The 14,101-nt window shown below is 74.2% G+C and carries 11 protein-coding genes; 3 read left to right on the top strand and 8 right to left on the bottom strand.

Annotated features, from left to right (window positions below):
- Positions 1-24: 24 nt before the first annotated feature.
- From ACIBK1_RS04655 to ACIBK1_RS04635, 5 genes are all read right to left on the bottom strand, one after another.
- Positions 25-1,260, bottom strand: a complete 1,236-nt coding sequence (locus ACIBK1_RS04655) for a YbfB/YjiJ family MFS transporter (RefSeq protein WP_396732310.1) — start codon at positions 1,258-1,260, stop codon at positions 25-27.
- Positions 1,261-1,450: 190 nt separating this feature from the next.
- Positions 1,451-1,882 carry an ester cyclase gene (locus tag ACIBK1_RS04650; RefSeq protein WP_036406283.1) on the bottom strand — a complete coding sequence of 144 codons (432 nt, stop codon included), beginning with the start codon at positions 1,880-1,882 and terminating at the stop codon, positions 1,451-1,453.
- 80 nt (positions 1,883-1,962) lie between these two features.
- Positions 1,963-2,514: a GNAT family N-acetyltransferase gene (locus ACIBK1_RS04645; protein ID WP_396732306.1), complete on the bottom strand. Its 552-nt coding sequence runs from the start codon at positions 2,512-2,514 to the stop codon at positions 1,963-1,965.
- A 78-nt stretch (positions 2,515-2,592) separates the two neighbouring features.
- On the bottom strand, positions 2,593-3,324 hold the full coding sequence (locus ACIBK1_RS04640; RefSeq protein ID WP_051761647.1) for an MBL fold metallo-hydrolase: 732 nt from the start codon (positions 3,322-3,324) through the stop codon (positions 2,593-2,595).
- 26 nt (positions 3,325-3,350) lie between these two features.
- A complete protein-coding gene (locus ACIBK1_RS04635) occupies positions 3,351-3,497 on the bottom strand; it encodes a hypothetical protein (protein WP_197042582.1) in 147 nt (48 codons plus the stop codon).
- Positions 3,498-3,613: 116 nt separating this feature from the next.
- On the opposite strand from ACIBK1_RS04635, the gene ACIBK1_RS04630 reads away from it, so the two are divergent.
- The gene (locus tag ACIBK1_RS04630; RefSeq protein WP_396733141.1) at positions 3,614-4,429 is read left to right on the top strand and encodes a zinc finger domain-containing protein; all 816 of its coding nucleotides are present in this window, start codon (positions 3,614-3,616) and stop codon (positions 4,427-4,429) included.
- A 14-nt stretch (positions 4,430-4,443) separates the two neighbouring features.
- On the opposite strand, the gene ACIBK1_RS04625 is transcribed toward ACIBK1_RS04630, so the two are convergent.
- Positions 4,444-6,924: an FtsX-like permease family protein gene (locus ACIBK1_RS04625; RefSeq protein WP_396732303.1), complete on the bottom strand. Its 2,481-nt coding sequence runs from the start codon at positions 6,922-6,924 to the stop codon at positions 4,444-4,446.
- Positions 6,918-7,646, bottom strand: a complete 729-nt coding sequence (locus ACIBK1_RS04620; protein ID WP_030507743.1) for an ABC transporter ATP-binding protein — start codon at positions 7,644-7,646, stop codon at positions 6,918-6,920. The genes ACIBK1_RS04625 and ACIBK1_RS04620 overlap by 7 nt, the downstream gene beginning before the upstream one ends.
- 134 nt (positions 7,647-7,780) lie before the next feature.
- On the opposite strand from ACIBK1_RS04620, the gene ACIBK1_RS04615 reads away from it, so the two are divergent.
- Positions 7,781-10,528 carry a helix-turn-helix transcriptional regulator gene (locus ACIBK1_RS04615; protein ID WP_396732299.1) on the top strand — a complete coding sequence of 916 codons (2,748 nt, stop codon included), beginning with the start codon at positions 7,781-7,783 and terminating at the stop codon, positions 10,526-10,528.
- Positions 10,529-10,636: 108 nt separating this feature from the next.
- Positions 10,637-12,442, top strand: coding sequence for a S9 family peptidase (locus ACIBK1_RS04610; RefSeq protein ID WP_396732296.1), 1,806 nt, complete (start codon positions 10,637-10,639; stop codon positions 12,440-12,442).
- Here ACIBK1_RS04610 and ACIBK1_RS04605 read toward each other — a convergent pair.
- Positions 12,439-13,917 (bottom strand): PP2C family protein-serine/threonine phosphatase, encoded by a 1,479-nt coding sequence (locus ACIBK1_RS04605; RefSeq protein ID WP_231513859.1) that lies wholly within the window; start codon positions 13,915-13,917, stop codon positions 12,439-12,441. The genes ACIBK1_RS04610 and ACIBK1_RS04605 overlap by 4 nt on opposite strands.
- Positions 13,918-14,101 lie beyond the last annotated feature (184 nt).

Below are 14,101 nucleotides of genomic sequence, written 5' to 3'. Positions count from 1 at the left end.
GTTTCTCCAGAGTGTGAGACGTGATCAGGACGGGGAGTGCTCGCGCTGGAACAGAGCGGCGACGGCGGCGAGAACAAGCAGACCGGCCGACAGCCACAGGCCCCTGGCGATGCCGCCCTGGCTGTCGGACAGCAGTCCAGACAATAGGGGGCCGACGGCCTGGCCCAGCGAGAAGGCCACCGTCAGCAGCGCGATGCCCGCCGTCCAGCCGTGCGCGGGGAGCATCCGCCGGGCGATCACGGTGGCGGCCGTGGGTCCGGCCATGAAGCTCGCGCCGAAGACGACGGCCGACAGCAGCGCGGCGGCCGGTCCAGGGGTCATGATCAGCACGGGCAGCACGCCGAGGAAGACCAGCGCGGCGACGAGGGCGGGGGCGTGCCCGCCGCGCAGCCGCCCCGCGAGGTGGCCCCACACCGTCAGCGTGGCGACCGCCGAGGCCGCACCGAGCACGACGAAGAACACGGCGACGATCGAGGAGCCCAGCCCCTGGCTGCGCAGCAGTGCGACCGCGAACGTCATGTAGCTGACGTATCCGGCTCCGAAGAGCACGTACCAGGCCAGCGTGGGGGCGAGGCGACGCACCTGACCGGCGGTGAGCAGGGCCGCGTGCGGACCGGTGGGCTCCGCGACCGCGCGGGCGCCGAGCCAGGCGGGCAGCAGGGCGGCGACCGAGGCGAGGCCCATCAGCAGCCAGCCGAGCCGCCAGCCCGCGTCCTGCCCCGCCGACAGCGCGGCCGGCACGACGAGCCCGGAGATCACCACGCCCACGCCGACGCCCGCCATGTAGATCGCGACCGGCAGCGCGGCACGGCCGCGACCGGCGCCGGTCGCGACACGCGAGGCGAGAACGGAACCGACCACGAACGCGACCGCCGTGGTGAATCCCCCCACGAAGCGCAAGGCGAGCAGCGCGGGGAAGTTCGCCGTGGCCGCCGTCGCGCACAGGGACAGCGCGCTCACCGCGAGGCCCCACAGGAACGCGGCCCGGTTGCCCAGCCGCCGCGCCCAGACGGCGGCCGTGGCCGCGCCGATGATGTATCCCAGCGCGTTGGCCGTGTTCATGCCGCCGGCCTGTGCGTACGACCAATGGAGCCGCTCGTGCATCACAGGGAGCAGCAGAGCGTAGGCGAAGCGGGTGAAGCCGAGCGCGACGACCGGGCCCGCGGCCAGGCCGAGCGCGGTGAGGGCGTGCCGGGTAGGTGACGCGCCGACGGGCGCGGGGGATTCGGCGACGGCGCCGGGGTGATCGACAGGACGCATGCGATGGTCTCCTGGTGAACGGGTGAGGACACCTGGCATCAATGCGCTGGGCAGGGCGATCCATCGCCGTCGTATGGGACACGGATCCCTCGAATCCGGCCACGGCCGGCGCGACCCGGCCCTGAACTCGCGGCCCCTCGCCGGAGGGCGCGGGAGTCGATCGTCTCGTGCGTGAGGAGACCCGCCGGCGCTAGCCGGTCGTGCCGAAGGTCAGCGGCATGCGCAGCCCGAGCTGCGTGTACAGCTCCAACTGGTCGTAGTAGTAGCGCTGGCTGACGACCAGGTCGTCCGCCAGGTGCCAGAACCAGGAGCTGCGCACAGAGGTGAACCGTCCCGTCGGCGGCAGGACCTGTCCGTCGGCGATCAGGTACGGTCCCCGATGGGTCCCCGCGGCCTGCATCTCGGTCGCCAGCGCGTCACCGTGGCTGACCTTCCCCCAGAGCGTGAACCGCAGGTCCGGAAATCCCTCCCACATCTGCAGGATGTAGGAACCGATCTCCTCCGGGTCTCCCGCCTCCATCTCCGGCCCGACCACCACCGCGCCCGGCGCGAAGCAGCGCAACACAGCGTCGAGGTCATGGGCGTTCATCGCGGCGAGCATGCGGTCCACGACGTCGGACATCGCAGAACCCCCTCTCCGGACAAGCGTATCGAAGGCCTCAGAGGGTGTTCGATTGCCCGCTGTCGCGGCTGCTCTCCACGTCAACCGCTTCCGTGAAGCCGGGGATCATACCTATCTTCATCCCACGCACCGCCGGGGGCTGCCCGCCGCAGGTCCTTCATCAGCAGCAGGAGGGGGAGGAGGTGCAGCGGGTCGCTCGGGCTCTGCTCGAACGCGGCGAGCCGCAGACAGAAGGCCCGCGCCGTCTCGCTCTCACAGTGGATGAGCAGGGCTCGAACTCCGATCTGGTCCGCTACCCGCGCCACCCTCCGGAGAGCGTCCGCCACGAGCGCCCGTCCCAGCCCGATGCCCTGTGCGGCTCTGTCCACGCCCAGCCGGGCCAGGATCACCACCGGTTGCGCGTGACGACCGGCTCCCTTGAGCAGCCGTGCGGGAGCCTCACCCGGAGTGACGCTCCCGGCCGCGAGAGCGTAGTAACCCGCCACCTTGCCGCACCCCATGCCGCGGACGACGTAGACGCGACGTCCCCCGCTCGCGTGCGCCTGTAGCGCGTGACGCGTAAGCCACTCGCTCTGCGCGGGAGAACCACAGTCGAAGCCGTCGAGGTCGTCGCCCTTCGTGACGGGGGACACCGGTTTTCGTCCAGGATCGTCGGGGTCCTGATGAGCTCGGCGCTTAACAAGAAAGATGAGCGAAGAGCGACCGGGTGATTACTTCATGTGAACGAAAGGGTCGGGGAAGTGGGAGGGGGCGAGGACGACGGCGCGGGCGAGGATGTCCGTGCGCGTCCGTACGGCGAGGTCGGGGTCCTCGTCGTACACGTAGCGGATCGTCGGGTCGGCCAGTTGGACGGGGTGGTGCAGGACGTCGCCGCTCATGACGACGTCTCCCGCCTCGACGATCTGGTGGCCGGGCGTGTGGCCGGGCGCGTGCAGCACCCGGACGCCGGGCACGGGCTCCGCGTCGCCGTCGATGACGTCGAGCAGGTCGCGCAGGGGATCGAGGATCAGCTCGCGCACCGGGCCGGCGGCCCACTCGGCCTCCGCTCGCTGCACCACATGGCGGGCGTTCGGGAAGGCGGGAGCGCCGTCCACGACCGCGCCGCCCATGTGGTCGCTGTGCAGGTGGGTCAGCACCACGACGTCCACGTCCTCCGGCGCGGTCCCGGTGGCGGCCAGTTCCGCGATGAGGCGGCCGGGCAGCGGCGCCCAGGTCGCGAGCGAGTCCGCGCCGCCGATCCCGGCGTCCACCAGGACCGTACGGCCCGCCGCCCGCAGCAGGTAGCAGTGGAAGTGCAGCACCCACTCCTCGCCGGGCTCGAACGTGGCACCGGCGAACATCTCGGGCAGCGGCTTGCGGACCGGATCCTTCATCGGCCCCACGGCATCGCAGAGCGGGACGATCTCGACACCGGACACGATTCTCGGCTCATGATGCGGCATCGCACCACCCTAGGTCCGGTCGTCGTTCAGCGGGCGGCGGCCGCGACGGGGGCGTAGTCGACGTCGAGGTCGGCGGCGTAGACGGCGCGCTCGCAGTGGGCGCAGCGGTAGAGGATCGGGCCCTCGTCGAGCTCGGTACGGCAGCGCGGGCAGCGGCGGCGGGTGCGGGTCATCTCGGTCTCCCCCTGGGAAAATGCCTTGCGCGTCCATGGAACCTCCGCCGGCTTGCCGTGCTCCTGCAGTCGGCTTGCCACCGGTTCGCACTCCGCTCGGGGTGGATGATGGACGGGTGCTCGCCGACGTCATCGACCACCTCGTCTGCCCGGCCTGCCGTACGGCGGTCCACCTGGCCGAGGGGTCGGTCAGATGCGCGCACGGCCACTCCTTCGACGTGGCGCGGCAGGGATACGTGAACATGCTCACCCGCCCGGCCGGCACGGCCGACACGCCCGCCATGGTGGCCGCGCGGGCGCGCTTCCTTGAGGCGGGCCACTACGCCCCGCTGGCCGGCCGCCTCGCCCGGCTGTGCGAGGGCGCCGCCGTGGTCGCCGACGCCGGGGCGGGCACCGGCTACTACCTGGCCGCGGCGCTCGGCGACGCCGCGGCGGGCATCGCGCTCGACGTGTCCAAGCACGCCCTGAAACGGGCCGCCCGCGCGCATCCCCGCATCGGCGCCGTCGTGGCGGACGTGTGGCGGCCGATCCCTGTCGGCGACGACCGCGTGGACGTGCTGCTCAACGTCTTCGCGCCGCGCAACGCTGAGGAGTTCGCCCGGGTGCTGCGGCCGGGCGGCTCCCTGGTCGTCGTCACACCCGGCCCCGGCCACCTGAGCCCGCTCGTCGAACGGCTCGGCCTGCTGAGCGTGGACGAGGACAAGGACCGCCGCCTTGAGGACGCCCTGGGCGGCCGGTTCGCCCGCGTCGGGGAGGAGACCGAGGAGGTCGCGCTCTCCCTCGGCCACGACGAGGTCGGGGCGGTGGTCGGCATGGGCCCGAGCGCCTGGCACACGCGCCCGGAGGAACTGGCCGCGAAGATCGATGCGCTGCCCGACCCGGTGCCGGTGACCGCGTCCTTCCACATCACCCGCTGGACCGCCTCGTCCTGACCGCGTAGCACCGGTCACGCGCGGGGGATCGCCACGCCCGTGGTGCGGATGGTGCGGATGGTGCGGATCGCGGGGACGACCGCCGCGGCCGCCCCCAGCAGGAAGCAGATCGCGATCACCACGGCGACCGGCCGCCACGGCACGTCGAAGGCGAAGAGCCCGGCCAGGCGCAGCAGGGCCGCCTCCAGCCCCAGCAGGCCGAGCGCCGTGGCCGCGAAGCCCAGCACCACCCCGACCGCCACGACCGCCAGCGCCTCCGCCACGACATACCGCAGCACCTGCGCGCGCGTCGCGCCCAGCAGCCGCAGGCCGCCCCGCTCCGCCGCCCGGTCGGAGGCCGCCATCAGCAGCGTGTTGACCAGCGCGATCACGGTGTAGCAGAGCATGATCCCCAGCACGGCCAGCAGGCCGAGCCGGCTGGCCGACGCCTGCCGGTCCCCGGACTCCCGCACCCACTCCGCCCTGCTCACCGCGCGGGCGTTGTGGCCGCGTACTGCATCCTCCAGTGCGGCCCGCACGGCCGGGGCCGAGGCGCCGGGACGTGGCGTCACGTACGCGACCGAGGGCAGGGCGGAGAAGGCGTGGGCGGGCGTGACGTAGGCGTCGGCGGGCGAATCGTCCCCGAGCACGCCGGTCACCGTCAGTGTGACCGGGCTGCCGTCGGCGCGCCACATGCGCACCCGCTGCCCCAGGCGGAGCTCCCAGGTGCGGGAGACGACGATCGTGTCGTCGTGCAGCCCGGCCGTCGATCCGGCGACCAGCGGGACCGACAGCGCCGTGGACAGCGTGCCCGGCTCGACGGCCTGGGCGGGCCTCCGGATGAGCTGGGTGTCGCCTTCGAGGGTGTACACGCTGGTCCCGGTCTCGGTGGCGACGTCCGCGCCGGGGATGGCCCGCAGCCGCTGGACGAGTTGCCGGTCCAGTCCGGCGTCCCCCTCGGGGAGCACCAGGTAGGCGGCGCGCACCGGCCGGGTCTGCAGCGCCGACTTGGCGGCGTCGGTCATCGCCGCCCCGCCCAGCAGCGAGGCCGCCAGCGCCACGGTGACCAGGACGGGCGCGGCCGTGGCGGCGGTCCGCCCGGCCGAGGCCGCCGTCCCGCCCGCGACCACGACGCCGCCGGCGCCGCGCAGCCGCTCCAGCGGCGCGACGAGCAGCCGGGTGACGGGCCGCACGAAGACCGGCGCGAGCAGGCCCAGCGCGGCGATGAGCAGCATGACGATCGGCATGAAGGTCTTGTTGTTCGTGGCCGACCCCGGATCGCCGACCGCGTTCACCGCCATGCTGACCAGCGCCGTGCCCAGCAAGCCCAACCCGGCGATCCACCGGCCCCGGGTCATCGCACGGGGTTCCACCGCCGCCTCGCGCAGCGCCTCGGCGGGTCGCACCCGCCCGGCCCGCCGCGCGGCCGCGACCACGCCGGCCAGCGCGACCAGCACTCCGGTGCCGAAGGCCACCCAGGCGGGCACGGACGACCGCGAGGGGGTCAGCCACTCCGACGCCATCCCGAGCGCGGCCAGCCGGTCGAGGATCGGCCGGGTGGCCGACGGGCCGAGGAACGCGCCGACCGCGGAGGCGGCCACCGCGACGAGGACCGCCTCGCCGTACATCATCCGCCTGATCTGGCCCGCGGTCGCGCCGATGGTCCGTAGCAGGGCGAACTCGCGCCGCCGCTGCCCCACCGCGAACGCGAACGTGGACGAGACCACGAAAATCGCGATGAAGGCGGCGAACCCGGCGGCGATGCCGACGATCGTGTTGGTGTTGTTGCGTGCCCGCTCGTCGGCCTCCCGGGACGGATCGGCCAGCGCCCGGTCCTGCCCGGTCAGCACCCGGGCCGCCCCCGCCACCGCCTTGGTCACCTCGGCGGCGGGTTGCCACAGCGCGAGCGCGTCCACCCGCGGCGACAGCCGGGCGGCGTGCGCGTCGGCGAAGAACACGGTGGGCTGCGGCCCCGCCGTCGTGACGCCCACCACGCGATACGTCTCGATCCCGGTCGCGGTCACCACAGGCACCCGCATCCCGACCAGTGCCCGCGCCCCGGTGGAGGTCCCCCGCCGCTCGGGCTGCGTCCCGGCGCTGATCGCGATCTCGGCGTCCCCCGAGGGCGCGCGGCCCGCGACGAGCGGCTGCGGGGCCGTACGGGCGGCCGACCAGGGCCTGCCCACCGACGGCGGCCCGTCCGAGAGCCGCGCGGGGAAGACGCGGTCCACCACCGCGCCGGGGAAGCGGGCGACGAGATCGTCCCCGAGGCCGCGCGGTTCGGCCAGGGGCGCGCTGCTGCCGCCCCGCCAGGTGTCCACGGTGAGCCTCTCGTCGGGCACGACCACGACGGGCGCGGCGGCGTACCGCTGCGGTCCGCGCGGCGGCGACGTGACGCTGGAGGCCAGCACCTGGCCGAGCGCGGCGATCAACGCGGCGCCCAGCGCCAGCGCGGCGAAGGTGCCCGCGAAGGAGATCCAGCGCGTACGCAGCGTGGACCAGGCGATCCTCAGCACGACGCCTCCAACTGCAGCATCCGGGTGGCGACCAGTTCGGCGGTGGGCTCGTGCAGCTCGCCGAACACGCGGCCGTCGGCCAGGAACACGACCCGGTCGGCGTACGAGGCCGCCACGGCGTCGTGGGTGACCATGACGATCGTCTGGGCCTGCCGGTCCACCAGCGTGCGCAGCAGGTGCAGCACGTCGCGGCTGGTGTTGGCGTCGAGGGCGCCGGTCGGCTCGTCGGCGAAGAGCACGGCGGGGCGGGTGACGAGCGCCCGCGCGATGGACACCCGCTGCTGCTGCCCGCCCGACATCTCGGCGGGCCGGTGCCCGGCGCGCTCGGCCAGGCCCACGGCGGCCAGGCTCTGCCGCACCAGCTCCCGGTCGGGGCGCCGCCCGGCGAGCCGCAGCGGCAGGCCGATGTTCTGCTCCGCGGTGAGCGAGGGCAGCAGGTTGAACGACTGGAACACGAAGCCGATACGGTCCCTGCGCAGCAACGTCAGCTTCCGGTCGCCGAGTGCGGCCAGGTCGCGGCCGTCCACGACCACCCGTCCCGCGCTGGGCCGGTCCAGCCCGGCCGCGCACTGCAGCAGCGTCGACTTGCCCGACCCCGATGGCCCCATCACGGCCGTGAACGTGCCGGCCCCGAAGCCGATCGTGACGTCGTCCAGCGCCGTGACGCCGTGTGCGTAGTGTTTGGTGACCCCGATGAGATCGACCGCGTGCGTGGTGTTCACCTTGTGAACGCTACGAACGCCGATGTCCGGGGGGTATCGGACACATGACCGGTGCTGTCACCGGAAGGGCCCCGGCCGCATCCTCCCCGAGCCGCCGGACCGGGCGGAACGATCGGGGGCACTAGGATTCCGGCGTGCTGTGGGGGCGTGCGAGCGATCAGGCGGTGATCGACGGCCTGCTCGACCGGGCGCGTGCCGGACGCTCCGGCGTGCTCGTGGTCGGAGGCGATCCGGGCATCGGCAAGACGTCGCTGCTGGCCTACGCGGCGGAATGCGCGGAGGACATGCGCGTGCTGCGCGGCGTCGGCGTCGAGACCGAGGCCGAGATCCCGTTCGCCTCGCTCCACCTGCTGCTCGGGCGCGGGCTCGACCGGCTGGACGCGCTGCCCGAGCCGCAGGCGGCCGCCCTGCGCGGCGCCTTCGGCCTGGCCCCGGTGACCAGCCGGCTCCTGGTGGGCCTGGCCGTCCTGTCGCTGCTGGCGGAGCTGGCCGAGGGCGGGCCGCTGCTGTGCCTGGTCGACGACGCGCAGTGGCTCGACCAGGAGTCGGCGCAGGCACTGCGGTTCGCGGCCCACCGCCTGCACGCCGAGGGCATCGTCATGATCTTCGCCGCGCGCGACGGCTTCGACCCCTCGGGCCTGCCCGAGCACCGGCTGCCGGGCCTCGACGCCGGCAGCGCCGCCGCGCTGCTCGATCACGCCGCCCCCGGGCTCGCTCCCGGCGCCCGCGACCGCCTCATCGAGGAGAGCTGCGGCAACCCGCTCGCCCTGCTCGAACTCCCGCGTACGGACCTGCCCGTCTACGACCGGAGCCCGCTGCCGCTGCCCGCCCGCATCCAGCAGGCGTACGAGGCCCGCATCGCCGAACTTCCCGCGGACGCCCAGAAGGCGCTGCTGGTCACCGCGCTGACCGACGGCGGCGACCTGGACGTGATCGCACGGGCGGGCCGGGAGCTGGGGATCGCGCCCGCCGCACTGGGCCTGGCCGAGAAGTCCGGCCTGGTCGGGATCGACGGCCGGCGGGTGGCCTTCACCCACCCCCTCATGCGCGCGGCGGCCTTCCGGCACGGCACCTACGACCTGCGGCTGGAGGTCCACGCGATCCTGGCGAGGCTGCTCGCGCATCAGCCCGACCGGCGGGCCTGGCACCTGGCCGCCGCGGCCACCGGCCCCGACGAGACGGCCGCGCTGGCGCTGGAGCAGGCCGCACGACGGGCCAGGGAGCGCGACGGCAACGCCGGGGCCTGCGCCGCGCTCGAACGGGCCGCCGAGCTCACCGAGGACCACGCGCTCAAGGCGCGGCGACTGACCGAGGCCGCCGTCGCCGCCGCCGACGCGGGCCAGGCCGGCCGGGCCAAGGAGCTGGTCGGGCGCGCCGCCGCGCTGGTCACCGACCCCCGTTCCCGCGCCCGGCTGCGTGAGTTGCGCGCCAGGATCGCGTTCGACGAGGGCGCCCCGCACCTGGCCCACGACCTGCTGATCGCGGGCGCGGAAGAGCTGACGGCACTCGCGACGGCGAGCACAGAGGACACGGACGACGCCGACGACGCGGACGGGCAGGCGCGGCAGGACCGGATCGCGGCCGGGCTCATGCTGACCGACGCCGCGCGCAACGCGTGGCAGCTCAGCGACCCGGCCAGGGTCGCCGAGGCGGCCGGCCGCCTGCACGCGCTCGGCCTGCGTCCGGAGGACGGCCTCGACCCCGCCGTCCAGGCCGTGACCGGCGCGGCCGTGCTGCTGCGGCACGGACCGGCGGAGGGCCTGCCCATCATGCGCGACATGGTCGCCAGGGGCGGCCGGATCGCCTCCGGCGCGCACACGTTCCGGATCAACGCGGCTTTCGTCGCCCCTCTCGTCGGCGACTTCAGGACCGGACACGACATCTCGGCCGCCATGGCCGCGGAATGCCGGGCCGCGGGAGACCTCGGCAAACTCCCCCTGGTCCACGTCACGCTCGCCGCCGCCGAGCTGTATCTGGGCAGGTTCAGGGACGCCGAGGCCACCGCGGCCGAGGGGCTGCGGCTCACCTCCGGCACCGGGCAGCGCAACCGGGCGGGCTACCTGGAGGGCACGCTGGCCTGGCTGGCGGCCATACGTGGAGAGGCGGACCGATGCGCCGAGCTGGCCGCCCGATCACGCGACCGCTTCGACGCCAACCACATCGTCAACGGCCTGGCGTGGGCCGAGTGGGCGCTGGCCCTGCTCGACCTCGGCCAGGGCCGGTTCGCCGAGGCTCTCGACCGGCTCGACGCCGCCATGACCGGCCCGGTACGCCACCAGATCCAGGCCGTCTACTTCGCCCCCGACCAGATCGAGGCGGCCGTACGCCTCGGGCTGCCCGCGCGCGAGCCGATGCGCCGGTTCGAGGAGTGGGCGACGGCCTCGGGGCAGGACTGGGCGCTGGCCGTCCTGCACCGCTGCCGGGCCCTGCTCGAACCCGACTGGGAGCGGGCCCGCGAGGACTTCGACGCCGCCGTACGGCTCCACGCCGGCAGCGGCCGTCCCTGGGAGGCGGCCCGCACGAGGCTCGCCTTCGGGGAGCGCCTGCGCAGGGAGCGCGACAAGGGCAGCGCCCGGCCGCACCTGCGGGCGGCGTGGGAGACCTTCGAGCGGCTGGGCGCCCATCCGTGGGCCGAGCGCGCCCGCGGCGAGCTGCGCGCCACCGGTGACACCAGCTCTCCGGTCGCGCGGGCGGAAGCGCTGCCCGCGCTGTCCCCGCAGGAGCTGCAGATCGTGCGGCTGGCCGCCAAGGGCATGACCAACCGGGAGATCGGCGCGCAGTTGTTCCTCAGCCCGAAGACCGTCAGCTACCACCTCTACCGGGCGTTTCCGAAGCTCAACGTGGCGAGCCGCGCCCAGCTCGCCGGTTTGGACCTGTCCTGACGGGCGCGCCGCCGAACTCACAGCCCGACATCGCCCATTTGTGAGGCATTGTCGCGACTGGCGGGACATACTGAACCCGACCCCGTAGCTGGGCAGGGGAGGGCCGGTATGAAGGCCGAGGAACGCTGGCAGGCCAGGTTCCGGGCACCGCGGGTGACCCTGCCCACATGGGCGCGCCAGGCGCCGCAGCGAGCCGTCTACTGCGGCACCGCGTCCGGCTCCTGGGAGATCTACGCCTGGGACCGGGCGAGCGGCCAGACCCGCCAGGTCACCGACCGCCCCCACGGCACCCGGTATGGCGCGATCGACCCCACCGGCCAGTGGATCTGGTGGTTCGGTGACGTACGCGGGGACCCGGACGGCGACGGACACGAGGACGGACACGGCGTCTGGTCGCGCCAGCCGTTCGGCGGCGGCCCGGACGAGCCCCTGGCGATGCCGCCCGGCCACCCCTGCGGGCTCGCGCTCGCCTCCGACGGCGCCGCGGCCGTCGGCCGCTCCTCCCGGGACGGCTTCGAGATCCTGCTGGCCAGGCCGGGAAGCGAGCCGGTCGCGCTGTATCGCCACGACGAGTACGCCGCGGTCGCGGACATGTCGCTCGACGGCTCGCTCATCGCCGTCAACCACAGCGAGCACGGCGACGTCCTGCACCCGGCCCTGCGGGTCATCAGGGCGAACGGCTCGACGGTCGCCGAGCTGAACGACGGACCGGGCAGGGGCGTGACCGGCGGCAGATTCGCCCCCGTCCCCGGCGACCGGCGCCTGCTCGTCCTGCACGAGCGCCGGGGCCGCCGCGAACCGCTCGTGTGGGACCCGATCACCGGCGAGCAGCGGGAGATCTGGCTGCGGGTGCGCGGCGAGATCTCCGCGGACTGGTACGACGACGGCCGGGCGCTGCTCATCATCCACACCCAGCGGGGACGCACGGAACTGCTCCGCTACGACCTCGCCGGAGGCGGCCTCACCCCGATCGAGAGCCCGCACGGGGTGATCGAGGCGGCCGCGCCGCGCCCCGACGGCACCGTCGAGTACTCCTGGTCGAGCGCCTCCCACCCTCCGGTCGTCAAGTCGAGCAACGGCCACGTGGTCTTCAGCCCGGGGCGCACACCGCCGCCGTCCGTGCCGCTGGAGGACATCGACGTGGAGGGCCCCGGCGGGCGCATCCACGCCCTCGTCTCCCGGCCGGAGCGGGTGGCCGCGCCCTACCCGACGGTGTTCCTCCTGCGCAGCGTGCTGCCGGGGTTCTGCGGCGGCCCTCGCGGCCAGGACGACGACTCGTTCCAGCCGCAGGTCGCGGCGTGGGTCGACAGCGGCTTCGCGGTGATCAGGGTGAACCACCGGGGCTCGGACGGGTACGGCTCGGCCTGGCGCGACGCCCTGCGCGGCGACGTCGGCCACATCGAGCTGGCCGACGTGGCGGCGGTGCGCGAATGGGCGGTGGAGCACGGCATCGCCGACCCCGACCGCCTCGTGCTCGCCGGCACGGCGTGGGGCGGCTACCTGACCCTGCTGGCGCTCGGCACCCAGCCGAAGTCATGGACGGCGGGGATCGCCGCCGCGCCGATCGCCGACCACGCGGCGGCGTACGAGGACGAGGCCGACTGCCTGCGTGCCGCGCACCGGGCGCTGCTGGGCGGCTCCCCGGCCGAGGTGCCCGAGCGGTACGCCGCGTCCTCCCCGATCACCTACGCCGACATGGTGGAGGCGCCGCTGCTGATCCTCACGGGTGCGAACGACCCGCGCTGCCCGCAGCGGCAGGTCGACCGCTACGTGCGGGCCCTGGCGGACCACGGCAGGGAGGCGTCGGTCTACCGGTACGGCACCGGACCGGGCACGTCGACGGTGGAGGAGCGGGTGCACCGGATGGCCGCGTCGATCGACTTCGCCGTCCGCACCCTGGGCTGTGCCGGCTAAGGCGCGCGCAGGACGAGGATGGCCAGGTCGTCGGCGCTCGGCTCGGGCGCGAAGTCCTGGACGGCCCGGCGGATGCGCTCGGCCACCGCGCGGGCGGACAGATCGGCGCACTCCGCCAGCAGCATGGCCAGGCCGCCGTCGTCGTCGAGCAGCCGGTCGCCCGACCGCCGCTCCGTCACCCCGTCGGTCACGCCCAGGAGCACGTCACCGGGGGTGAGCCGCAGGTTGTCCTCCTGGAACTTCGCCTCGGGGAACACGCCGAGCAGCGACTGCGGCGACGCGACGACCTCCACGACGCCGTTCGGCCGCAGCCGCAGTGCCTCCGGATGCCCGGCCGAGACGAGGCGGATGTCGAGGCCCTCCGGCACGACCGTGATCTGGCCGTGCAGCAGCGTCAGGAAGCGGGCGCGCTCCCCCTCCTCCAGGATGGCCTGGTTGAGCCGGCCCACGACGGCGGCCACGCCGTACCCCTCGCGGGCGAGCAGCCGCAGCGTGTGCCGGGCCAGGCCGGTGACCGCGGCGGCCTCGGGCCCGGTGCCGCAGACGTCGCCGATCGCGAAGCGCCAGACCCCGTCCGCGATCGGGAACAGGTCGTAGAAGTCTCCGCCGACCTCGTTGTTCTCCCCGGCCGGCTCGTAGATGACGTGGAAGTCGAGCCCGGGGGTCGTGGGCTCGTCGGGCGGCAGGAGGCTGCGCTGCAGCGCCCGGTTGGCGGCCGCCTGCTGCGCGTACAGGCGGGCGTTGTCGAGCGCGAGCGCGGCGCGCCTGCTCAGGTCCTCGGCGATCTGCATGGCCTCGTCGGGGAAGCGGTCGCGCCGGCCGAGGCACATCACGCCGAGCCGCCGCCCCCGCGCGGTCAGCGGGTAGGCCAGCGCCTGCCAGTCGCTCATCGGCAGCACGGCGGGGTCGTCGTCCGCCGGCAGCGCGATCTCCTCCAGCTCGTCGCGCATGGTGTCGATCTGGGTCTCGTCCGCGTGCCAGAGGTAGGCGGGCCGCAGCTCCCCCAGCCCGTCCTGGTCGGTGTAGACGGCGCACCAGCTCGCCAGGCGGGGCACCACGATCTGCGCGATGATCGCCGGGACCATCTCCGGGTTGAGCGTGCCCGCGAGCAGGTCGCTCGCGTCGGCGAGGAAGCCCAGCCAGCCCGGGCCGTGCGCGGCCTCCAGCAGCCACTCGTCGCTCTGCACCGGCTCCCCGCCCGGAAGTTCCAGCCGGGCCCAGCGGGTGCGCAGCGACGAGGTGAACGTGACACCCCACGTGACGGCGTCGGCGGGCGGCCCGAAGTCATGATGACCGTCCGTCTTCTCCCGCACCTCCACCTGGACGGACTCGCCGTGGTGGAGCCACACGACCTCGAAGGGCGCGCCGACCGCGTCCGCGACCAGTTCCCGCACCAGACGCTCCGCCTCGGGGTACACCGACATCGCGGCCCACGCCGTCATCACCTCACGGGTGAACCGCTTCACTTCGGACACGGCCGTCTCACCCGGCGCGAAGGACGCGGCGAGGACGGCTCTTGGGGTAGTTGCCACCACCATTGTGCTTACCACACTTCCTGCTGACTTCGGGTCAAGCAAGGGGCCCCGCACCCCACGGAACGTGACAGACTGGCATGGAGTCCGCGGCTGGACAGGCCGTACGAGGCCCAACGCCTTGGTC

Origin of the sequence: Microbispora rosea, from assembly GCF_044460045.1 — a bacterium.
Classification (GTDB): domain Bacteria; phylum Actinomycetota; class Actinomycetes; order Streptosporangiales; family Streptosporangiaceae; genus Microbispora; species Microbispora rosea.
Note: the sequence above shows the minus strand (reverse complement) of the source record. Positions and strands in the feature narration are given on the sequence as shown.